The 22,021-nt window shown below is 29.2% G+C and carries 26 protein-coding genes and 1 tRNA gene; 11 read left to right on the top strand and 16 right to left on the bottom strand.

The annotated features are described in order from the left end of the window. Position 1 precedes the first annotated feature (1 nt). The gene (locus tag ACTT9X_RS00135) at positions 2-985 is read left to right on the top strand and encodes an MBL fold metallo-hydrolase (protein ID WP_440933687.1); all 984 of its coding nucleotides are present in this window, start codon (positions 2-4) and stop codon (positions 983-985) included. Here the strand turns inward: ACTT9X_RS00135 and ACTT9X_RS00130 are convergent. From ACTT9X_RS00130 to hemC, 10 genes are read right to left on the bottom strand one after another with little or no spacing between them, the layout of a single operon-like run. Continuing rightward, on the bottom strand, positions 980-1,906 hold the full coding sequence (locus ACTT9X_RS00130; protein WP_440933686.1) for an AEC family transporter: 927 nt from the start codon (positions 1,904-1,906) through the stop codon (positions 980-982). The genes ACTT9X_RS00135 and ACTT9X_RS00130 overlap by 6 nt on opposite strands. 3 nt (positions 1,907-1,909) lie before the next feature. Beyond that, positions 1,910-2,701 (bottom strand): TauD/TfdA dioxygenase family protein, encoded by a 792-nt coding sequence (locus ACTT9X_RS00125; protein WP_440933685.1) that lies wholly within the window; start codon positions 2,699-2,701, stop codon positions 1,910-1,912. Continuing rightward, complete coding sequence (locus ACTT9X_RS00120; protein ID WP_440933684.1) at positions 2,679-3,566, bottom strand: alpha/beta fold hydrolase; 888 nt, start codon at positions 3,564-3,566, stop codon at positions 2,679-2,681. The genes ACTT9X_RS00125 and ACTT9X_RS00120 overlap by 23 nt, the downstream gene beginning before the upstream one ends. An 11-nt stretch (positions 3,567-3,577) precedes the next feature. Further along, a complete protein-coding gene (locus tag ACTT9X_RS00115; protein ID WP_440933683.1) occupies positions 3,578-3,853 on the bottom strand; it encodes an SHOCT domain-containing protein in 276 nt (91 codons plus the stop codon). 3 nt (positions 3,854-3,856) lie between these two features. Beyond that, a complete protein-coding gene (locus ACTT9X_RS00110) occupies positions 3,857-4,060 on the bottom strand; it encodes a hypothetical protein (RefSeq protein WP_440925847.1) in 204 nt (67 codons plus the stop codon). 38 nt (positions 4,061-4,098) lie between these two features. Continuing rightward, complete coding sequence (locus ACTT9X_RS00105; protein WP_440933682.1) at positions 4,099-4,944, bottom strand: bifunctional 5,10-methylenetetrahydrofolate dehydrogenase/5,10-methenyltetrahydrofolate cyclohydrolase; 846 nt, start codon at positions 4,942-4,944, stop codon at positions 4,099-4,101. 9 nt (positions 4,945-4,953) lie between these two features. Then, on the bottom strand, positions 4,954-5,244 hold the full coding sequence (locus ACTT9X_RS00100; protein WP_440933681.1) for a YggT family protein: 291 nt from the start codon (positions 5,242-5,244) through the stop codon (positions 4,954-4,956). After that, positions 5,241-6,326 (bottom strand): mechanosensitive ion channel family protein, encoded by a 1,086-nt coding sequence (locus ACTT9X_RS00095; RefSeq protein WP_440933680.1) that lies wholly within the window; start codon positions 6,324-6,326, stop codon positions 5,241-5,243. The genes ACTT9X_RS00100 and ACTT9X_RS00095 overlap by 4 nt, the downstream gene beginning before the upstream one ends. Positions 6,327-6,328: 2 nt before the next feature. Then, the gene (locus ACTT9X_RS00090; RefSeq protein ID WP_440933679.1) at positions 6,329-7,027 is read right to left on the bottom strand and encodes a uroporphyrinogen-III synthase; all 699 of its coding nucleotides are present in this window, start codon (positions 7,025-7,027) and stop codon (positions 6,329-6,331) included. A 1-nt stretch (position 7,028) separates the two neighbouring features. Next, the gene (hemC, locus tag ACTT9X_RS00085) at positions 7,029-7,946 is read right to left on the bottom strand and encodes a hydroxymethylbilane synthase (protein ID WP_440933678.1); all 918 of its coding nucleotides are present in this window, start codon (positions 7,944-7,946) and stop codon (positions 7,029-7,031) included. Positions 7,947-8,000: 54 nt separating this feature from the next. Here hemC and tsaD point away from each other — a divergent pair, with 54 nt between their 5' ends. The 3 genes from tsaD to acs are packed head-to-tail and all read left to right on the top strand — an operon-like array spanning position 8,001 to position 11,599. After that, positions 8,001-9,074 carry a tRNA (adenosine(37)-N6)-threonylcarbamoyltransferase complex transferase subunit TsaD gene (gene tsaD, locus ACTT9X_RS00080; RefSeq protein ID WP_440933677.1) on the top strand — a complete coding sequence of 358 codons (1,074 nt, stop codon included), beginning with the start codon at positions 8,001-8,003 and terminating at the stop codon, positions 9,072-9,074. Beyond that, positions 9,074-9,487 carry an EVE domain-containing protein gene (locus ACTT9X_RS00075; RefSeq protein ID WP_440933676.1) on the top strand — a complete coding sequence of 138 codons (414 nt, stop codon included), beginning with the start codon at positions 9,074-9,076 and terminating at the stop codon, positions 9,485-9,487. The genes tsaD and ACTT9X_RS00075 overlap by 1 nt, the downstream gene beginning before the upstream one ends. Before the next feature lie 15 nt (positions 9,488-9,502). Beyond that, on the top strand, positions 9,503-11,599 hold the full coding sequence (acs, locus tag ACTT9X_RS00070; RefSeq protein WP_440933675.1) for an acetate--CoA ligase: 2,097 nt from the start codon (positions 9,503-9,505) through the stop codon (positions 11,597-11,599). Here acs and ACTT9X_RS00065 read toward each other — a convergent pair. Then, positions 11,596-12,219 (bottom strand): esterase, encoded by a 624-nt coding sequence (locus ACTT9X_RS00065; RefSeq protein ID WP_440933674.1) that lies wholly within the window; start codon positions 12,217-12,219, stop codon positions 11,596-11,598. The two genes, acs and ACTT9X_RS00065, sit on opposite strands and share 4 nt — an antisense overlap. A gap of 135 nt (positions 12,220-12,354) precedes the next feature. On the opposite strand from ACTT9X_RS00065, the gene ACTT9X_RS00060 reads away from it, so the two are divergent. From ACTT9X_RS00060 to purH, 6 genes are all read left to right on the top strand, one after another. After that, positions 12,355-12,615, top strand: coding sequence for a DUF4212 domain-containing protein (locus ACTT9X_RS00060; RefSeq protein ID WP_271560210.1), 261 nt, complete (start codon positions 12,355-12,357; stop codon positions 12,613-12,615). Then, a complete protein-coding gene (locus ACTT9X_RS00055) occupies positions 12,612-14,426 on the top strand; it encodes a sodium:solute symporter family protein (RefSeq protein ID WP_440934022.1) in 1,815 nt (604 codons plus the stop codon). The genes ACTT9X_RS00060 and ACTT9X_RS00055 overlap by 4 nt, the downstream gene beginning before the upstream one ends. Before the next feature lie 68 nt (positions 14,427-14,494). Next, positions 14,495-14,845 carry a hypothetical protein gene (locus ACTT9X_RS00050; RefSeq protein ID WP_072090963.1) on the top strand — a complete coding sequence of 117 codons (351 nt, stop codon included), beginning with the start codon at positions 14,495-14,497 and terminating at the stop codon, positions 14,843-14,845. Between the two features lie 34 nt (positions 14,846-14,879). Continuing rightward, positions 14,880-15,539: a ribulose-phosphate 3-epimerase gene (rpe, locus tag ACTT9X_RS00045; protein ID WP_440933673.1), complete on the top strand. Its 660-nt coding sequence runs from the start codon at positions 14,880-14,882 to the stop codon at positions 15,537-15,539. A gap of 4 nt (positions 15,540-15,543) precedes the next feature. Beyond that, positions 15,544-17,172, top strand: a complete 1,629-nt coding sequence (locus ACTT9X_RS00040) for a heparinase II/III family protein (RefSeq protein WP_440933672.1) — start codon at positions 15,544-15,546, stop codon at positions 17,170-17,172. Next, positions 17,169-18,707: a bifunctional phosphoribosylaminoimidazolecarboxamide formyltransferase/IMP cyclohydrolase gene (gene purH / locus ACTT9X_RS00035; protein WP_440933671.1), complete on the top strand. Its 1,539-nt coding sequence runs from the start codon at positions 17,169-17,171 to the stop codon at positions 18,705-18,707. The genes ACTT9X_RS00040 and purH overlap by 4 nt, the downstream gene beginning before the upstream one ends. On the opposite strand, the gene ACTT9X_RS00030 is transcribed toward purH, so the two are convergent. The 3 genes from ACTT9X_RS00030 to ACTT9X_RS00020 form a co-directional block, all read right to left on the bottom strand. After that, positions 18,697-19,041: a 4a-hydroxytetrahydrobiopterin dehydratase gene (locus ACTT9X_RS00030; protein ID WP_440933670.1), complete on the bottom strand. Its 345-nt coding sequence runs from the start codon at positions 19,039-19,041 to the stop codon at positions 18,697-18,699. The genes purH and ACTT9X_RS00030 overlap by 11 nt on opposite strands. A gap of 9 nt (positions 19,042-19,050) precedes the next feature. Beyond that, positions 19,051-19,125 (bottom strand) — tRNA-Gly (locus ACTT9X_RS00025). 56 nt (positions 19,126-19,181) lie between these two features. Continuing rightward, entirely contained in the window at positions 19,182-20,033 is an 852-nt protein-coding gene (locus ACTT9X_RS00020) for a sulfotransferase domain-containing protein (RefSeq protein WP_440933669.1), read from the bottom strand. A 36-nt stretch (positions 20,034-20,069) separates the two neighbouring features. Here ACTT9X_RS00020 and ACTT9X_RS00015 point away from each other — a divergent pair, with 36 nt between their 5' ends. Continuing rightward, positions 20,070-20,708 carry an LON peptidase substrate-binding domain-containing protein gene (locus ACTT9X_RS00015; protein ID WP_440933668.1) on the top strand — a complete coding sequence of 213 codons (639 nt, stop codon included), beginning with the start codon at positions 20,070-20,072 and terminating at the stop codon, positions 20,706-20,708. Between the two features lie 15 nt (positions 20,709-20,723). On the opposite strand, the gene ACTT9X_RS00010 is transcribed toward ACTT9X_RS00015, so the two are convergent. Continuing rightward, the gene (locus ACTT9X_RS00010) at positions 20,724-21,284 is read right to left on the bottom strand and encodes a class I SAM-dependent methyltransferase (RefSeq protein WP_440933667.1); all 561 of its coding nucleotides are present in this window, start codon (positions 21,282-21,284) and stop codon (positions 20,724-20,726) included. Positions 21,285-21,298: 14 nt separating this feature from the next. Further along, positions 21,299-22,021: ubiquinone biosynthesis protein UbiB (locus ACTT9X_RS00005; protein ID WP_440933666.1), on the bottom strand; the 723-nt coding region annotated here is incomplete at its 5' end.

The raw sequence follows: 22,021 nt of genomic DNA, 5'->3' as shown, positions 1-22,021 counted from the left end.
TATGAAAGAAAGACCTTATCATCATTTACCTGATGGTACTTTCAGGAATCCAAAAGGATCTCCAGTAATAATATCCAGATCAGGAAAATTTTCTTATAGAACTTTCAGTAAATTAAGAAAAAAAGTTAATTTATCTTATCCAAAAGAACATGTGATTGAAAAAGAAAAAGTATTAGCTGATTTAGAAAAATATAAAGATAATGATTATATTGCTTGGATAGGTCACGCGACATATCTTATAAAATTAGGTGGAACTACAATTATAACAGATCCTGTATTTTCAAAGAATGCTGGACCACTAATCTTTGGTCCAAAAAGATTTACTGATCCTGCAATAAAATTAAATGAGATACCTAAAACGGATATATTTTTACTCACTCATAATCATTACGATCATCAGGACATGTCAACAATTAGAAATTTTCCTTTCAAGAGTGCAAAAGTATTAACACCTCTAAATCTTGGTAAATATTTTAAAGGATATAAAGATGTAAATGAAATGGATTGGTATGATCAAATAATTATAAATGAGGATTTGAAAATTTCTTTACTTCCTGCAGTTCATTGGTCAAAGAGAAGTTTAACGGACACTAATAAAACTTTGTGGGGTAATTTTTTAATAGAACATAAAAATAAAAAAATTTTATTTGCATGTGACACCGGATATGGGGAAGTCTACAAAGAACTAGGTGAAAAATATGGTCCTATAGATCTGACAATGATTAATATTGGGGCTTATAATTTCAAACCAATGTTTGATAAAACTATTTATCATACTACACCTGAAGAAGCCTTGAATGTTGCACGGGACCTAAAAAGTAAAAAAGTATTAGGAATGCATTGGGGAACATTTGTTTTGTCATTAGAGCCGATTATGGAACCCCCAATTAGATTTAAAGATAGTGCTGAAAAATATGGTTTTAGTAAAGAAGATGCTATTATTTTTAAAATTGGAGAAGTTAGTCCTTTAGATAAATTGTTATAGAGTTAAATACTTAATTGCAAAAAATATAGTTCCAATAGAAGCAATAGTAGAGACAAAAATTGCTTTAATTATATTTTCGGGACTTACATTATACGCTGCACATAAAACTATAGAAGTAACTCCGCAAGGCGCAACACTCACAAAGAAAGCACCTGGTATTTCAGCTGGCAATCCTGCATTAAAAAACACTAATCCAATTAACAATAAAATTATTGGGGAAATAACTAATTTTAAAACTGAAATAGATACGGATAATTTGTTAATTACATTTTTAGTATAAAATGAGAGAGTTATGCCAATTGCAAACAATCCAACTGGAGAAACACATGCTGCAAGTTTAGACAAAGTGTATTCAATCGGTGTTTGATCAATGTTAAAATTTAATAATAAAAATAATAGACCTATAATTATTGAAAGTATAAATGGGTTTAAAAATAAATTTTTAATAAAATTAAATAAATTTACATTTTTTTTTGTAGATAATTCAAGAAAAAAAGCAATTACAGATAATAAAATTATCCCATCCATTAATATGATACTTGCAACTTGTGTAATTACATTTTGTTGAAAATAAATTTCTGTTATTGGTAAGAGCAAAGTTACATGGTTTGATAATGCAACTGTTAAAGCCCAAATAATTGACTCTGGGATTGATCTTTTAAAATATTTTGAAGTAATTAAGTAGGCGATAATTCCACATATCGATTGCATAATTAAATAAGAGAAAATTTGTTTGAAATCTACTTGTCCAATTTCATTTTGTGCTATTAGCTTAATTATCAATGCTGGAACTGCAATATAGAACAAGAAAAGATTTAAAATTTTAGCATGATTAAGATCTAAGACCTTCAACTTACCAAAAACAAACCCTAAAAAAGTAATAAATATAAATGGAGTTAGTCCTAAAAAAATTGTGAACATAAATTATTTGATTGTTATTCTATGCATTATTCTATTTCCTTTGAAAGGTGTTGCTTGATGAAGCATAGATCTATTATCCCATATAGCCAATTGATTTTTTTCCCAAGGCAATGAAAATTGAAACTTCTTCTTAATTTGATGGTTAAATAAAAATTTTTTTAACTTTTCTTGATTTTTTATCTTTGAGCTAAAACCAACAAAATGTCCTGGACTACAATAAATAGAATAATTTGTGCTGATTTTCCTAATTATTTTATGTGAAGATTTAAGTTCTTTAATATTTTTACCTTTTTCTTTTACTCTTTCTTTTGTTGTAACCGAGATTGGACCCTCAGAGGAATATTTACCTTTAATATTTTTAAATTTTCTTTTTATTGGACTTGGTAATTCTTTATAAGCAAGATATTGAGAACAAAATTCTGTATTAGCTTTTCCTTTTTTTGGCACAAGTTTAGAAAGCAACATTGTAAATCTTGGCGGTTTTTTTGTATAAATCGAGTCTGTATGAAATTGTTCACCAAAACTTGGTCCTTTATCAGTTGATTTTCTTTGCACCACAGTAATTTGAGGAAATTTTTTATTTAAACCTTTTAGTCTTGGATAGTTGGCTAATTTTCCAAAATATTTTGCAAACTGAATATAAAATTTAGAAGTTAATTCTTGTTGTTTAAAATACAACATTCCATATTTATTCAGTGCTTTCTTAATTTTTAAAATATCTTTATTTGAAATATCTTTTAAATTTACAATTATTTCAGCTCCAATATTTTTTTTATTTGGAATTATTTTTAACATTTTTTAAAAAAAATTTTTTTAAGTGATTAATCGTTTGTTTGGGACTTTCCTCTGGAATGAAATGATCTGAATTAATTTCTGCCCCATAAACTTTTTTATTTGTGTATTTTTGCCAAATTTTAACTGATTTAAATTGCGTTCCAACAACTCCCTTTTTACCCCACAAAACTTGTATAGGAATGTTTAATTTTTTTTTTCTGTCTTTTTTGTCATGCTCTAAATCTATAGTAACCGCAGCCCTATAATCCTCACAAGTTGCATGAATTCTTTTTTTTTGTCTAAAGGCTCTAAAATATTCATCTTCAACTTTTCCAATCGCACGTTTTGATGACCTATTAAAACGACTTTTTAACCATCTTTTAGGATCTGCCATTATCATTTTCTCTGGTAAAGGTGCGGGCTGTATTAAATAAAACCAATGAAAATATCCTTTTGCAAATTTCATATCTGTATGCTCGTACATATCCAGAGTTGGACAAATATCTAATACACTTAAAGCCATAATTTTATTTCTATAATCTCTTGCCATTCTATGTGCAACTCTCCCGCCTCTATCATGTCCTGCAACAAAAAATTTTTTAAAATTCAATTTACTCATCAATTGAACCATATCTTTAGCCATTTCTCTTTTAGAATAATTTTTATGATTTATTCCACCAGGCAAAACCAAACTGTCTCCGTATCCTCTAAGATCAGCAACTATTACTGTAAAATATTTGCTAAGCTCAGGGGCTGTTTTGTGCCACATTACATGCGATTGTGGATATCCGTGAAGTAACAATAAAGGAGCACCATCACCTTTAAATCTACAAAATATTTTACCTTTGTTTACCTTAACAAATTTTTTTTTAAAACCAATGAACATGATTAAACTATTTAATTATTTAATAGTTTATTTTTCGCCTTTTCAAATTCCTCTTGAGAAATAATTCCTTTTTCTTTTAAATCATTTAATTTACTAAGTTCATCACTTAGAGTACTAGTTTGTTCAGAAGCAGTCTCACTTATCTCATCAGTCTCACTTTCGGATTGCTCCTTTTCAGCTCTATTAGCTTCCTTAGATTTAAAACCATTCATTATTGCCATTCCACCTAAGTATAAAACATAAGCCATAATAGGAATAACCAATCCAAAAAAAATTATTTTTTCCATAATTTAATCTTCATCTTCTTCACGCCAGTTTTTTTCATACATCAAATATGCAGCATAAATTACTGATATTGTACCTACAATCATACCATAATCAAAACCAGTTTGCATGTCATGCAAATACCAACCTAGCTGTGTGGCTCCAATTGGTGGAACAGTAAGAAGTAAAAAAATTATACCAAATCTATAAGGTCGCTTAGGTTTTTTCATCCTAATTAATTAACAGATTACAGCTTGGGATTTAATTATTAAATTTGCGATCTTTTGAAACAGTCTATGGTATTTTTAAGTAAACAAGCAATAGTCATAGGTCCAACTCCACCTGGAACAGGTGTAAGTGCTTTTGCATTTTTTGAAACTTCATCAAAATGAACATCACCAACTATACCGTTGTTAGTTTTATTTATACCAACATCAATAACAATAGCATCTTTTTTAACCCAATCTCCTTTAACAAGTTCGGGTATACCTACAGCTGCAACAATTATGTCTGCCTCTAAACATTCAGCTTTTAAATCTTTAGTTTTTGAATGAGTTATAGTTACGGTGCAATTTTCTTTTAAAAGAAGTTGTGTCATTGGTTTACCATTTAAATTTGATCTACCCACAACCACAGCTTTTTTACCACTTAAATTAGGTTCAATTTTTTTTATCAACAAATAACATCCAAGCGGAGTACAAGGTATCGAACTTTCATAACCAGATGAAAGATTACCTACATTCATTGGATGAAATCCATCTACGTCTTTTGAGGGATCAATAGCTTCTATAACCTTCTGCTTATCAATATGCTTAGGTAAAGGAAGTTGAACTAAAATTCCTGAGACAGTTTCATCACTGTTTAGTTCTTGAATTTTTTCTAGAACAGTCTTTTCTTCAACTGTGTCTGGATATTTAATTACTTCAGATTTTAATCCTACCTCATTTGCTGACTTCTCTTTATTTCTTACATAAATCTGACTAGGTGTTAAATCACCAATCAGTATTACTGTTAAACCTGGTACTTTATTATATTTTGATTTTAATTCTGCAACTTCTTCCTTTAACTCTGCTCTTAATTCTGCGGCTGCTTTTTTTCCATCAATTAAAATCATATTTCTTTCTTAAAAAATCATTGGGGCAATGTACAGCTTCATACACATTTCGATAAACCAAATCAATAAAAGAAGAATGATTGGAGAAATATCTAGTGAACCTAAATTTGGCAAAAAACGTCTAATTTTATTCAAGAAAGGCTCGGTCAATTTGTAACTCAACTCTAAAATTGCATACACAAACTTATTTTGAGTATTAAGAACGTTAAAAGCTATTAACCAACTTACAATAACATTGGCGATTACAACATAAGAATACAATTTTAAAATTTGTAAAACTAAATAAAAAATAGCTATCATTTTTTCTCAACGTAAATCGACTGACTTGGGAAAGCAAATGAAGCACCATTTTTTTCTACAATTTCCTTAATCGCAATTGCTAATCTTTCTTTTACATCAAGCCAATTATTCCAACTTCCTGTTTTTGTAAAGCATCTTACATACATATCTATTGAACTATCAGAAAATTTATCAACTCTTACCGCAACGCCAATTGAGGTATTATAATCTTCGCTTGAATTAATATGACTTTCGATTTCATCTCTAATTTTTTTTAACTGATCTACGGTAGTGTCATATTGAAGTGTAATAATCCAACTGATTAACCAATTTGAAGTTTCACTTACATTAACAACAGCGTTTTCAGCAAATTGAAAATTTGGAATAATAGCAAGAGATTTGTCAAACTTTCTAATTGTTGTTGATCTAAATCCAATCTTTTCTACTACCCCTTCAATAATACCCTCGACAGCTATCCAGTCTCCAATTTTAAATCTCTTTTCAACTAAAACTAAAATTCCTGATATTAAATTTTTGAATAAATCTTGTGCCCCTAATGCTACAGCAACACCAAACAATCCAAGACCTGCAATGATTGGGCCTATTTTAATTCCCCACAATTCTAAAACAGCTGCTAAACCCAAAATAAAAATTAGAATTTTTAGCGATTTAATTATCCAGCCAATAAGTTCTCTTGTTAACAATTTATCTAAACCACTAAGTATGTATGAAATTGGTTCTATGATTTGGTGAATTACCCAAAAAATCAAAATAGTGATTAATGTTCTATTAATTGTATCTACCACTTCTCTTCCTTCTAGTGAGAAAGTCATATAGTAGCTTGCAATAAAAAATCCTAATACAATTGGTAAAAATCTTGCTGGACCTACAAGTGATTGAACAAAAGTATCATCTAGTTTATTCGTTGTTCTTTTCGAGATAATTTCTAATTTTTTAATAACTAATTTGCTTATTAGACCTCTAAAAATTAAGAATAGTAAAAATATTCCAATACCAATTAAGATTTGAAAAATATCAACACCAAGAATTCCTTTATTCCATACTGATAAAAATATCTCTGAAAAATTATTAATTAATTCCATTTCTAAATTTTATATAACAAAAACTCTTCTTCTCCAGGGTTAAAAAGAAAAATCTTTTTCCATTTGATTTCGTTCAGTATTGACGAGGTTTTTTCGCCTATACACATCAAATTTGTACTCATCCATAAATTTTCGGTTTGGTAAATCTTTATGAAATTTAAGAAACTTGACGCACTATTTTGAGAGTACACATAGACCATATCAGGCATATTTAATTTTAATTCATTAACAAATTTCTGATCAAATTTTTGATTATGATCTACTCTGTAATTAATAATTCTTTTTACCTTAAACCCTTCTTTTAATAACTGTTGATCTAAATCAACCGATATTGTTTCACCACTAACGTAAAGTAATTCTTTATTTTTGGAGTCATAACTTTGTATAATTAGCTCCTTTAAGTTTGTTACATTTCCTTCAGCCGCAATTGTATTTTGAAAACCAACGCTTCTTGCTTTGTTTTCTGTGGCGTTTCCAACACAAAAGCATTTAATATTTTTATCTAATTTGACTGTGTTTAAAAATTTTACTGCATTTGCACTAGTAAAAACAATTCCACCATATTCAGAAAAGTTAATTTCTTCATAATTAACCTTTTCAATCCTTATTAATGGAAGATGAGAAACTTGATGTCCTAATGATTGAAATTTAAATATCATTTCGGAACAATCATCTAATGGTCTAGTTAACAAAATATGCATATTATCTTTTATATGTGTTATTTGATTTTGTTTTTAAAAGTATTCCAATCTCCTTACCAATTTCTTTAAACTCATTCAAATTACCAACTTTTTTTTCATAAAACCTTTGTTTACCATCTAAAGAAAAAAGTTCAGCCTCCACTGTAATCTTATCTCCATCGACCACTGAATGAGCACCAATTGCTGTTTCACAATCTCCATCTAAAACTTTTAAAATATTTCTCTCAAGGTGAGCTCTTTTATGTGTTTCTTCATGATTAATTTTGTTTAAAATAGAAATTGTCTCATCATCATTCTCCCTGCACTGAAGAGCAATTATGCCTTGTCCTGCACTAGGAATTATTTCCTCAGCTGAAAAAATTTCTGAAATTTCATTTTCAAACTTTAAAAATTTGATACCAGCATAAGACAAAATAATTGCATCATACATCCCTTCATTCAATTTTCTAATTCTAGTATCTACATTTCCTCTAATTAGTTTACAGTTCAAATCTTGTCTAATTTTTTTTATTTGAAATTCTCTTCTGTATGATGAGGTACCAACAATTGACTTTTGATCTAGGTCTTTAAGTTTTTTTTTGTTCTTTGTAATTAAAATCTCTCTAGGGTCATTTCTTTCAAGGAAAGAGTCTGTTGTTAATCCTTTTGTTTCATTAGCAGGCATATCTTTCAGTGCGTGGACTGCAATATCAATATTTTTTAACTGAAGTTCTTTTTCAATATTACTAGAAAACAAACCTTTGCCACCAAGCTCAGATAATCTTGTATCCTGTACTTCGTCACCTTTAGTTGTAATTGATTTAATTAAAACATCTTCATTACCAAGGTCGGTATTTTCAATAATCTTATCTTTAGCTTGTTGAGCATAAAGTAAGGCAAGCTTGCTACCCCTAGATCCAATTATTATTTTTTTTCTCATAAAAAATTATTTCTTACTTGTATAAAGATTGTACAATTATTAAAAACTATTTGAATGAGCAAAAAACCCTTAATTCTTGGAATAGAGTCTAGTTGTGATGAAACGGCAGCTTCTTTAATAACTGAAAATGAAGAGGGATTCCCAGTAGTTTTATCCAACATTGTTTCTAGCCAAGTTGAGGTTCATAAGGAGTTTGGTGGTGTAGTTCCTGAACTAGCAGCACGTTCACACATTGAAAAAATTGATTGGATTGTCAAAAAAGCTATTGATGAAAGTGGAAGAAAAATTGAAGAAATAGATGCTGTTGCTTCTACCGCTGGTCCTGGATTAATTGTTTGTTTATCAGTTGGGTTAAGTTTTGGTAAAGCTTTCGCAACAGCAATGAATAAACCTTTTATTGCTGTTAATCATTTAGAGGGACATGCTTTAAGTCCAAAACTAAATACAAAGTTAAATTATCCATATTTACTTCTTTTAATTTCAGGTGGGCACTCACAATATTTAAGTGTTCAGAACCTTGGTAAATATAAAAGATTAGGAACAACTATTGATGATGCATTAGGTGAGGCGTTTGACAAAACAGCAAAGCTTTTAGGAATAGAATTTCCAGGAGGACCTCAAATAGAAATTTTAGCTAAAAAAGGTGATCCAGAAAAATATGATTTACCAAAACCAATTTTCAGCAAAGGAGGATGCAATCTTTCTTTTGCAGGTCTAAAAACTGCCGTATTGAAGATAAGCAAAACAATTAAATCAGAACAAGATAAATATGATCTTGCAGCATCTTTTCAAAAAACAATTGAGGAAATTTTATATAAAAAAACAAAGATTGCTTTTACTGAATTTGAAAAAATAAATGAATTAAATGAAAAAATTTTTGTTGTTGCTGGTGGAGTTGCAGCAAATAAGAAAATTAGATCTATGTTAATTAATCTATGTGAAGAAAAAAATTATAAAAGTATTTTTCCACCTATAGAGTTTTGTGGAGATAATGCAGCAATGATTGCAATAGTAGGTTTGGAAAAATTTAAAATAAATCAATTTGATAATTTAGATTATCCAGCAAAACCTAGGTGGCCTTTAGATGAAGATGCAGCTTTTCTAAAAGGTGCTGGAGTTCAATTGTAATGAAATATTGGTTGATAAAATCTGAACCAGATGTTTGGTCAATTGACCAACAAAAAAAAGCTGGAAGTAAAGGTGCACCTTGGGATGGTGTCAGAAATTATCAAGCTGCAAAAAATTTAAAAAGTATGAGTAAAGGTGATCTATGTTTTTTTTATCATTCAAACATAGGAAAAGAAATAGTTGGAATAGTAAAAGTTATAAAAGAATCGTATATAGATAAAACAGACAAAACAGGGAGATTTGTTGCCGTTACTGTTCAATTTAAGTCTAAATTTTCAAAGCCTATAACGCTCGAAAGTATTAAAAAAAATAAGGATTTAAGCCATTTAGCTCTGATAAAGCAAAGTAGACTTTCTGTAATGCCTGTTGATTATAAAAGCTGGAAAATTATAAATAACATGAGTAAAATTTAAAAAAAAAATTGTCCTATGCCAAAAAAAAAGAAAAACAAAAGCAAGGTAAGAAAAAAAAAATCTAAAGTTAGAAAAAAAACCTCAAAAAAAGTGAAAAGAAGATCTAAAGTTAGAATAAAATCTTCTAAAAAACCAAAAAAAAGAATTAAAGCAAAAAAGGAAAACGGAAATACACCTCCTGAAGTTGTTATTAAAACAAAACCGGAATGGGTTAAAAGTAGCTTAGCAAATAAAAGTAAATACCAACAAAAATATTCTCAATCTATAAAAAGCAATGACGAATTTTGGAGGAAAGAGGGAAAAAGAATTACTTGGATAAAACCATATAAAAAAATTAAAGACGTAAAATATAGTACAAAAGAAGTGAAAATTAAATGGTTTGAAGATGGCACTTTAAATGCTTCTGCAAATTGCATTGATAGACATTTAAAGGATAAAAAAGATAAAACTGCTATTATTTGGGTTGGAGATGATCCAAAAGATAGTCAAAAAATTTCTTATAAACAACTTCATCAAAAAGTTTCTAAAGCAGCAAATGGTTTAAAAAAATTAGGAATTAAAAAAGGTGACCGTGTGACAATTTATTTAACTATGATACCAGAGTTAGCAATTTTAATGCTGGCTTGTGTAAGAATTGGTGCAGTACATTCAATTATTTTTGGAGGTTTTTCAGCAGATTCTATCTCTGGAAGAGTAAATGATTGCGAATCTGAGTATATAATCACTGCTGATGAAGGAGTGAGAGGTGGAAAAACTATACCACTGAAATATACAGTCGATGAAGCTTTAATGAGTTGTCCAAACGTTAAAAAATGTGTTGTTGTTAAACGAACTGGAAATTACATCAACTGGGATCATAGCAGAGATGTTTGGTATCATGATTTAATTAAAGACGTTCCTAATCATTGTGAACCTGAAGAAATGAACGCAGAAGATCCTTTATTTATTTTATATACCTCAGGTTCAACAGGTAAACCTAAAGGAGTTCTTCACACTACTGGTGGTTATATGGTTTATGCTTCAATGACACATCAATATATTTTTAATTACAAACCAAAAGATATTTATTGGTGTACTGCTGATATTGGTTGGGTAACTGGACATAGTTATATTATTTATGGTCCACTTTCGAATGGTGCAACAACTATAATGTTTGAAGGAATTCCAAATTATCCTAATAGTTCAAGGTGGTGGCAGATAGTTGATAAATATAAAGTAAATACTTTTTATACAGCACCAACTGCAATTAGAGCATTAATGCGAGAGGGAGACAAACCAGTTAAAAAAACCTCTAGAAAGTCCCTTAAACTTTTGGGAACAGTGGGAGAACCAATAAATCCAGAGGCTTGGATGTGGTACTATAAAACTGTAGGTAATTCTAAATGCCCAATTGTAGATACTTGGTGGCAAACAGAAACTGGAGGTATAATGATTGCTCCTCAAACAGGTGCAATTCCTCTTAAACCTGGATCTGCAACAAAACCTTTCTATGGAATTAAGCCAGTGCTTGTAGATAAAAACGGTAAGGAAATTAAAGGAGCTGGAGAAGGAAGATTGTGTATAGCTCAATCATGGCCTGGACAGATGAGAACTGTTTATGGTGATCATCAAAGATTTATTGATACATACTTTTCTCAATTTAATGGAAAATATTTCACTGGTGATGGATGCCGAAGAGATAAAGATGGATATTACTGGATAACAGGACGAGTAGATGATGTAATTATTGTTTCAGGACATAATCTTGGAACAGCTGAAATTGAAAGTGCGTTTGTTGCTCATCCAAAAGTAGCTGAAGCTGCTGTAGTTGGTTACCCTCATGATATTAAAGGTAATGGTTTGTATTGTTATGTAACCTTAAATGCAGGAGAAAGCGAAACTGGTGAACTAGAAAGAGATCTAAAACTTTGGGTTAGAAAACAAATTGGTCCTTTAGCTACTCCAGATCTAATTCATTTTACCCCGGGTCTACCTAAAACAAGATCGGGAAAAATAATGAGAAGGATTTTGAGAAAAATTGCTGCTAACGAGCACGGTCAATTAGGAGACACCACTACTCTAGCTGATCCAAGTGTTGTTGATAGTTTAGTAGATAATAGAAAAAATATTTAAAACTGAATTAAATCTTTAAACTCTTGTTTAACAACGTCCCATTTTAAAATCATAGAATTTAAAACAATCTTTCGATCTAAAGTTTTTAACTCGTCTGCAATCGGAGCCCACTTATATAAAGAAAGAGCACTAGGATTAAAAGGTAAGTCTTGATAATAACCATCCCAATTTATTTTCTCTAATCGTTCATCAAAACTTTTCCTAGCTTCATCAATAATATCTAACGGCATCTTGTTAGAAATTTCGTCATCTAAAATTTTATTAAAAATTTCATTTGCTTTATGAATATCCTGATAATTAAAATTAACTTTTAAATACGAAAAAGTAAAAAAAGTTAAATCTTGTAATGCAACTGAATAAATATTCCATTTAGCAAGATTTACTGATGACATAAATTCATCATTGTCAAAATGAAGAACATATCTTGTTCCCATTCTAGTTTTTAGATAATTATATAAAGTAACTTGAGTAGCCCAGGCAGATTTAGTTTGAATAAATTGTTCTAATTCATCTAAAGTTTTTATTTTTTTCTTTGGAATAAACGCCTTAAACATGGCGAATAAATATGTTTTGAAATCCTCAAGTTTTATGTCTCTCCAAGTTAATTTGTATTTTCCCATGTAAATTTGTAAGTGCGCCAATTATATCTTAAAAAAGTAAGTAAATAAGTACCTAATATGGTGAATTTTAGGTCTTTTCAAAACCTTCATAATGGTTATGGTTTCAACCAGTTATAACTAAAAAGAGAGGTATAAATGTCAAATCAACAAAAACACTGGGAAAAAACCAGGGGATTGTTATTTATAACACTGGCAATCTGGTTTGTTTTCTCAATTGGCATCTTTCTCTTTGGAGCTGAAATGAACGAGGTCACAGGACCTTTCGGTTATCCATGGACATACTGGTTTACATGTCAGGGATCTCTTGGTGCATTCGTAATACTAATTTTCTGGTTTGCGAATAGACAAGAAAAAATCGATGAAGAGTTCGGCTTTAGCGAAAGAGAGGACGAATAATGAAAGGTAATTTCATAGATAATTTGCCTAAAGTTTACGGGATCTATACCGGAGGATTTATAGGTTTCATAATCATTATGGCAATTGCTGAACAGATGGGTATGACAGCTAAAGCGATCGGTATCGCTTTCGTTGCATTTACTGTATTCATCTATGCATTAATCGGTTGGCTATCAAGAACAGCCCAAGCAGATGCATATTACGTAGCTGGTAGGCAAGTACCAACAGTCTTCAACGGAATGGCGACTGCAGCAGACTGGATGTCTGGTGCATCATTCGTTGCAATGGCGGGTGGTATTTACTTTAAAGGTTACGGCTATATGGCTCTACTTGTGGGTTGGACTGGTGGTTACGTGCTTGTTGCATCTTTATTAGCACCATACTTAAGAAAATTTGGCTGTTATACAGTCCCAGATTTTATAGGTACAAGATACGGTGGTAATCTAGCAAGATTTAGCGCAGTAGTAGTTTTAACTGTTGCTTCATTTACTTATGTGACTGCACAAATTAACGCTACAGGTACTATTGCATCTGTTGCACTTGATATCCCATTCCAATACGCAGTTTATGTTGGACTAATAAGTATCTTATTATGTTCAATGTTAGGTGGTATGAGAGGGGTGACTTGGACACAGGTTGCACAATATATCGTACTAATTATAGCATACCTACTTCCAGTATTCTGGATCAGTAACAAAATGGGTGCGGGTTTCTTCCCTCACTTTATGTTAGCTGATGAGGTAGCTAGAATTGGTGAATTAGAACAACAGTTCGGTTTTGTTAAAAACGCGGCTGCTGATCTAAAAACAGTACCTAAAGGCTTAGCAGGAATAACTAAAGCTCACTCTGCAGTGAACGCTACACCTTGGGCATTTATTTCATTAGCATTAGCGATGATGATGGGAACAGCTTCATTACCGCACGTGATGATGAGATACTTTACTACTCCAAGTGTAAAAGCAGCTAGAAAATCAGTAGGTTGGTCATTATTCTTTATCTTCCTACTTTATTCTTCTGCTCCAATGTTAGCTACATTATCTAAGTTATCATTGATCGACCCGAATTTACCAACAGGTATTATCGGTAAGACATTTGCAGAAGTGGAAGCGATAGATTGGTACCAAAACTGGAACCAAGCAAACCTAATGTTTATCAGCGACTTTAACGGAAATGGAACTCTAGAATTAAACGAGTTCTTCATGGGTGGTAAAGCCGTTGTATTAGCAACACCAGAGATAGCTGGATTACCTTATGTAATTTCAGGTCTAGTTGCTGCAGGAGGTATGGCAGCTGCCATGTCTACTGCCGATGGTTTGATTCTAGCGATTGCAAACGCTATATCACATGATGTTTACTATAAGATCATTGATCCAAAAGCGGAAACTGCAAAACGACTACTTGTTGCAAGGGTATTACTTGTAATAATTGGTTTTGCTGGAGCAACTATTGCAGCAATGGAGATTCAAGGAATCTTAGGTTCGGTTATCTGGGCTTTTGATTTTGCGATGTCAGGATTGTTCTTCCCACTTGTACTTGGTGTATGGTGGAAGAGAGCTAATAGACAAGGTGCGATTGCTGGTATGCTAGGTGGTCTAATCGCCGGTGCGTGGTACTTGGTTTGGGTAAGAACTGGTGGAAGTGGATTCCTAGGAATTACTCAGTTAACCTTTGGTATCTTCGGATCAGCTGTTAGTTTAGTTTTAATGGTAGTAGTTAGTTTAATGACTGCGGAACCAGATAAAGCTACTCAAAAAATGGTTGATGATGTACGTGTACCGAGTGGTAAAACAATTCTTGGTAAATCACACTAAATAATCTTTTAAAGGGGCGATTAATTTCGCCCCTTTTATTTCAATAAATTTTCCAATATAAATTTTGAATGTCAGCAAATTTTCATCCTTTAATATATTTTATTGATTATTTGCTAGGGATTATCATGTGGACTCTTATTGGAAGAGTGGCAATGAATATTTTTCAAAGGGAAGACTCTCAATTTTTTTTTATGAGAGTGTTCGTAAAATATACTAATCCTTTAATTAAATTATTTAAACCAATCACACCTTCATTTATTATTGGGCCATTAGTGCCTTTATACGTTGCTTGGTTTTTTTACATGATCAGATTTTATCTTATGCCTTGGATCTTGGGGTATTCGGTGATGGGAATGTTGTCATTTCCTTTGGAGAGTGAAATTTCTAGACAAATTTATCAATTTTTTAATTCATTTTAATTTTTAAAATTGATACTAGTTAATCTAACAATCAATGAAAAATATACAAATTTCACCATCGATTTTATCAGCTGACTTTAGTCAATTAGGTTCAGAAATTAAAAGACTCGAAGAAGGTGGAGCGGATATGATTCATGTTGATGTCATGGATGGTCATTTTGTTCCTAATTTAACAATAGGACCACCTGTAATTAAAGCCCTTCGAAAACACTGTTCATTAAAATTTGATGTTCATTTAATGATTTCACCGGTACATAAATACATAGATGCTTATGCTGAAGCGGGAGCGGATATAATTACTATCCACCCTGAAGCTACTGATAATTTAGAAAATTCAATAAAAAAAATAAAAGAAAAAAATAAAAAAGTTGGAGTTTCGCTTAATCCCGAATCTAAAATTGATTTAATATTTAATCTATTAGATCAAATTGATTTAGTTTTAATTATGAGTGTAAATCCTGGGTTTGGAGGCCAAAAATTTATACCTGAAGTTTTAGATAAAATTAAAGAACTAAAGAAAATAAGAGAACAGAAAAAAATGACTTTTGACATAGAAATTGATGGGGGAATAAATTTTGATAATTGTAAGAGTGCAATTGATGCTGGTGCTAACATTCTTGTTTCCGGTACTACAGTATTTAAAAGCAATGATGGAGATATAAAGAAAAATATTAATTTATTAAAATTAAAATAAGTTAATGATTAATATAAATTCCTTAGGCATTTTAGGTCAATTCTATTCTAGCTTAAAAGAAAGTTTCAAATCAATTTATAAAAATTCAAATTTTTACGAAAAAAAAATATCAAAAACTTTCAATAATAATTTTGAATATAAACCTAGCCCTCATTTACTATCTTCTATAATTAAATACCAAAATAAGAAATATAAAATTGAGGATTTTGCTATTGAATCAATTTGGAAAAACAATTTAAGCCTAAAAGATTATGAAAAATTAAATAATTTTTTTTGGTTTTTCAGCTTAGATTTAAAATCCTCCAAAAAGACTACGCAAACAGTTATTAAAAATTGGATTTCAAATAACACACAATATCAGAAAAAAAGTTGGGAGTTTGATTTAACAGCTAAAAGAATTATTTCATGGTTATCAAATCACAAACTTACTTATGAAGATAGTGATGAAGAATATAGGTCCATTTTTGATCACATGGTACAAAAACAAACTAACCATCTATTAAATGAAATTAAGAATCCAAAAGAGGTAGAAAATAAAATGATTGGATGTGCTGCAATAATTCTTACGGGATTAGCTTATAAAAATGAAAAATTATATCTTATTAACGGATTAAACTTGTTAAAAAATATAATTAAATCCTCAATTGATAACCAAGGTTTTCCTAAATCAAGAAATATCAGACAATTAATATTTTATTTAAAATACTTAATTATAATTAGAGAGTGGTTTAAAGAATCTCAAAATCTAATTCCTGAATATATTGATGAAACCATTTATTATTTAGGTTCAAGTTACGCTTTCATATGGCAAAATATAAAACAAGATATTTTTTTTAATGGAAATTATTCCTCTGAGAATAAAGAATTTGATCAATACTTAAAAAGACTTGGTTATAAATTTAAGAATCAAATTAATGAACTTGGTGGATATACAATACTTAAAAATAAAAAAATAATTATTGCAGCTGATATTGGTTCTAGCCCTAATAAATTTTTTTCCAACGACTACCAGGCAGGTGCTTTATCATTTGAAATATTTTCAAACGATAAAAAAATAATTTCAAATTCTGGATATTTTTCAGACAAAAATAATAAATTTAACAAATTATCAAGAAGCACAGCTCTTCATTGTAATTTAACTATTGAAGATTACTCATCATGTATTTTTACAAAAAATGAGAATAATTTACTTATTGATAAAGGACTGAAAGTTACAAAAAAAAATGTGGTTTTCGAAAATAATTATTGGAAAATATCAGGTGCTCACGATGGATATTTAATAAGGTTTGGAACTAATTATGAGAGAGAAATTGAATTTTATCCAGAGCAAATAAAATTTATCGGATATGATAGATTATTAAGAAAAACACCAAATACAGAACTTAAATTTGATATAAGATTTCATCTTGATCCAAGATCAAAAGTAATGAAAACTCAAGACAACAAATCTATATTAATTGAGATAGATGAAGAAGGGTGGAAATTTAGTTGCGAAAACTTTGATATTAATATTGATAATGGTTTATATTTCGGTAATAAAAATTCATATAAAGAGAACCAAAATATTTTTATATCTGGCATGAACAATGAAGAAGTGCAGATAATAAAGTGGGAAATAAGTAAATTACAATGAAGAAAAAAATTAAAACAGCTCTTATTTCTGTATCTGACAAAAAAAACTTAAAACCACTATTGAATATTCTAAGCAAAAATAAAATTAAAATAATTAGCTCAGGTGGAACTTATAAAGAAATTATAAGATTAAATTTTAAATGCTTGGAAGTTTCTAAGTTTACAAATTTTCCTGAAATTTTAGAAGGAAGAGTAAAAACTCTACATCCAAAAATCCATGCAGGTATTTTAAATAAAAGGTTAGAAAAATCTCATTTTAAAGATCTGAAAGATAATAACTTTGAGAACATTGATTTGGTTATTGTAAATTTCTATCCATTTGAGAGCACTATAAAAAAAACAAAGAACCATAAAAAAATTATAGAAAATATAGATATTGGTGGTCCTACGATGGTTAGATCTGCTGCCAAAAACTATAATGATGTAACTGTAATTACTTCTTCAGAACAGTACGAGGAATTAATTGAAGAACTAACAAAATTCAAAGGATCTACTTCTTTAAATTTTAGAGAAAAACTTTCAAGAATAGCTTTTACTGAAACGGCTTATTATGATTCTGTAATTTCAGACTATTTTAACAAAAAATCAAATACTATTTTCCCTAAGAAGAAAGTTTTTTATGGAAAACTAATTGAGCAACTTAGATATGGAGAAAATCCCCATCAACAAAGTGCAATTTATTCAAGTAGTTTAAATGCTAATTTAAAGCAAATTCATGGAAAGCAACTAAGTTATAACAATTATAATGACATATTTAGTGCCCTAACTATTTCAAGATCATTACCGAAAGGAAAGGGAACAGTGATAGTAAAACATGCAAATCCATGTGGAGTTTCTGCTAAAAATAATAATTTAGAAAGTTATAAATCTGCTCTCTCTTGTGACCCTGTGAGTGCCTTTGGTGGGATAGTTTCCTGCAATTTTAAAATTAAAAGAAATTTAGCATTAGAGTTAAAGAAATTATTTTTAGAAGTAATAATTGCAAATGGGTTTAATAGCGATGCTCTAAAAATATTAAAAACTAAAAAAAACTTAAGAATAGTTGATGGTACAAACTATACATCAGAAAAATTACATAAATTTGTATCATTCAACCAATCTATAATGATTCAATCAGAGGACTTAAATTTATTTTTAAAAAAAAATTTTAAAATTGTATCAAAACGAAAACCAACATCTAAACAACTTAAAGATCTAATTTTTGCATTTAATGTATGCAGGTATGTCAAATCTAATGCAATAGTGTTAGCATCTAACGAAACAACTATTGGTATTGGTTCTGGTCAACCAAGTAGATTGGACAGTTGTCAAATAGCAATTAATAAAATGAAAAAATTTAACCTTCAGAATGATAATTTAGTTGCTGCCTCAGATGCATTTTTTCCTTTTGTAGACGGTATTGAAAAATTGGTTCAATCTGGTGTAAAAGCAGTGGTTCAGCCATCTGGATCAGTAAGAGATAAAGAGATAATTAATTTTGCAAATGAAACTGATACCGTACTTCTTTTTTCAAAGACAAGACACTTTAGACATTAGATATTTTATCTATTTTTGCAGCAAGAATAAAATCACTCTCCGCTAGGCCTTTAATTGCATGAGTGAATATTTTAATTCTCGCGTAGCCCCATCCAAACCATAAATCAGGATGATGACCCTCGGACTCAGCTATTTCTCCAACTTTATTTACAAATTCTTGACTTTCTAAAAAATTATCAAATTTAAAACTTTTTATTAAATGAAAGCCATCAATCTTATCTTCTAAAACTTCCCAACCATCAACTTTTTTTAAATATTGGTGAATTTCATCAATGCTAAAAGGAGGAATATTTCCTTCACAAGGTACACACTTTTTATTGGCTAAATCACTCATAATTTTTTTTGGAGCGGGCAAAGGGGGTCGAACCCTCGACCTTCTCGTTGGCAACGAGACGCTCTACCACTGAGCTATACCCGCTTATTTATTAAATATTATAATAAGGGCTTTTTAAAATTGCAAGTAATAAGAAAAATTTATAAAAGATAATTTAATTCTTTTAAATTATTTTCAAAAACTAAGTTTAATTTTTTCTGATAGTTTTTATGAAACGTGTTTTTCCAATTATTTTTTGGACCTAAATAAAAAAAAGGAATTTTTTTGGTGTCGTTTTTAGACAAGACAGACTCTAGAAAACCATTATTTTTTTCTATATTTCTCATTTTTTCAAAATTGGTAGAACTTACACAGTTCTGAGCTTTCAAAGTATTAATGTCTTGTTTATCTTGGTTAGTTTTTTGGATAAATTTTATTATTTCTTTGAAAATATCTAAAGTTTTTAAACTGAGATCTTCATATCTAATTAACTTAACTGGAAAAATTTTTTGATTTATCCAAGATTTATAATTCTTTTCCCAAGAACTAATAAACTGAAAATCACTGAAATCATCTTTTGTATGATAATCATAAATATATTTTTTTTCACTTAGCATAAATTTCAAACCTTCATCTTTAGTTAACTCATAATGATTTTGTAAAGAAGTTAATACATTTCTTGGATCACGAACGATATATATTGCACCAACAGTATTTTTTGTATTTGTAAATTTATTATTATTAATTGATCCCAAAATGTTATGAGTTTTAAGGAAATTTAATTTATTGTTTAAATTGATTTTGTCCTGAGCTTTAATCCAAAATCTAGAGGTATCTGTCACTATTTTAGGATTATAATTAAAATCGCTAAAGTGTCGCTTTTCAGGAAATTGTGCAATATTTTTTAATAAATCTTGGTTGAAAATTCCATCTTCTGTATAAAAATATGATGACAATAAAGCTCTTAACCAGGTATTCCCACTTTTGGGATATGAGGCTATCCAAAATATCATTTAAATTTTTTTTAATAATATATTATAAATTAAAAAATGAACAATTTTCCTAAAATAATTCCTGTGTTTCCACTTAGCAATTTTATAATTTTTCCTAATACCACTGTACCTTTAAATATCTTTGAACCACGATACCTTGATATGGTCAATGATAGTATGAAATCAAATAAATTAATTGGGATGATTCAACCAAAAAATTCAAAAAATGAAAAAGGTATACCAAAATTATATCATGTTGGTTGTTTAGGAAAAATAATAAGTTTTCGAGAAACAGAAGATGGTCGTTATCTAATTGAATTAAAAGGGGTAATTAGATTTCAAATAATAAATGAAATAAACACTGACAAAAAATATAGAAGTGTAGAGGTGGACTATAATGATTATTTAAATGATTTGAACGTTGAAAATGGTAAATTAAATTTTTCTGATCTAGAATTAATTTTTAAAGATTTAAAGTCTTTGTTTCAAAAAAGAGGTTTTATTATCAATTGGAAAGCATTAGAAAAGCAAAGTCTAACTGAGACTATAAATGCTTTAGCTATGGCATCTCCTTTCTCTTTGGAGGAAAAACAAATTTTACTAGAAGCTAAAAACTTAAATATCAGAAAAAATAAAATTGCAGAGATACTAAAAACTTATATTTTTGATAACTACGAAAACACTACTATTCAATAATAAAGTAAAAAAATTTTATTTTTTTATAACTTGCCAGTCTATTTCTGTTTCTTTAACAACATTATTATACCTAGAGGCATCAACTTCAATTTTCTGTTTGTCAATTTCATTTTTTTGAATATTTCTTATATAGTTGTCATCTAAATTGTATTTTACTCTTATAATCTTAAAATCAACTTTGTTTATTAAAGCTAAAGGACTATTAGCTGCATTTTTTTTTTCCCATTTTAGATTTAATTCTTTATCGAATAATTGTAGTCCTAATATCGTAATCGGTCTAACATGTGTTGGGTCAGATAAAAAACTATCATGCCGTGGATGAGGAACAATTATTTTTATTAAAGAGTTATGGCGACAAACCCTATAAAATTCTTTTATTATTTTTAAAAATGTTTCAGGGGATTGACCTATATGTTCCAAAACATGTGATATTAAAATTTCATCTACAGAATTATCCTCAAAAGGATATGGAAAAATTTCTAAATCATGAATAATGTCAGGTTTAAAATAGTCAAATTTATCAACATTAACATAATTTTTTAATTTTTTAGACCCACAACCTAAATTAAGTTTCATATAATTATTTTAGATTAAAATATAATTCCTTTATCTGCAAACTTTGTGAAAGCTTTGTTTATAGTGGGATTTTTATTTAAGAATTGCACTGATTTACTTAAAAATTGATTTTTGGTTTTTCTTTCTAAATTAAAAAACTCATGAATTAAATCAATACCTGACGAGAATATATAATTTTTATGCTTTTGATTTTTTTCAAATTCAAAATTTAATGTTGAGTCTAATGGTAAACCAAGGTTAATTTTATTCTGAATTATATCATTTAATATCTTTATATCTCTTATAGTCATATTAAAACCTTGTCCTGCTAGAGGATGAATTTTATGAAGTAAATCTCCAAATGCTAAGATATTTTTATAATAATAAGATCGTAAACTTAATCCATTCAATTTCAAAGAGTCAATTTTATTTATTTTTTTTAAATTATATTTAAAATTATAATCATTAATTAATTTATTTAATTCTGTAGCATCTTTTAAATTTTTCTTAATTGAATAAACAACTGAAGTTTCATAATCCGAAATAGGCAAAAAAGCTAAGGGACCATCTTTTGTAAATATTTGTACAGCAACGTTATTTGAAATTTTTTCATGCTTTAAAATTGTGGTATAGGCTACACTATTATATTTTTTCTCTATTTTTTTATTAAAATATTTTTTCGTAATTGGGTGATTAAAATCAGTATTAAAAATTAAATCGTATTCTTTAAAATAATTTATTTTTTTTCTATTTTTAAT

This window comes from Candidatus Pelagibacter sp. (genome assembly GCF_052049855.1).
Classification (GTDB): Bacteria; Pseudomonadota; Alphaproteobacteria; order Pelagibacterales; family Pelagibacteraceae; genus Pelagibacter.
Note: the sequence above shows the minus strand (reverse complement) of the source record. Positions and strands in the feature narration are given on the sequence as shown.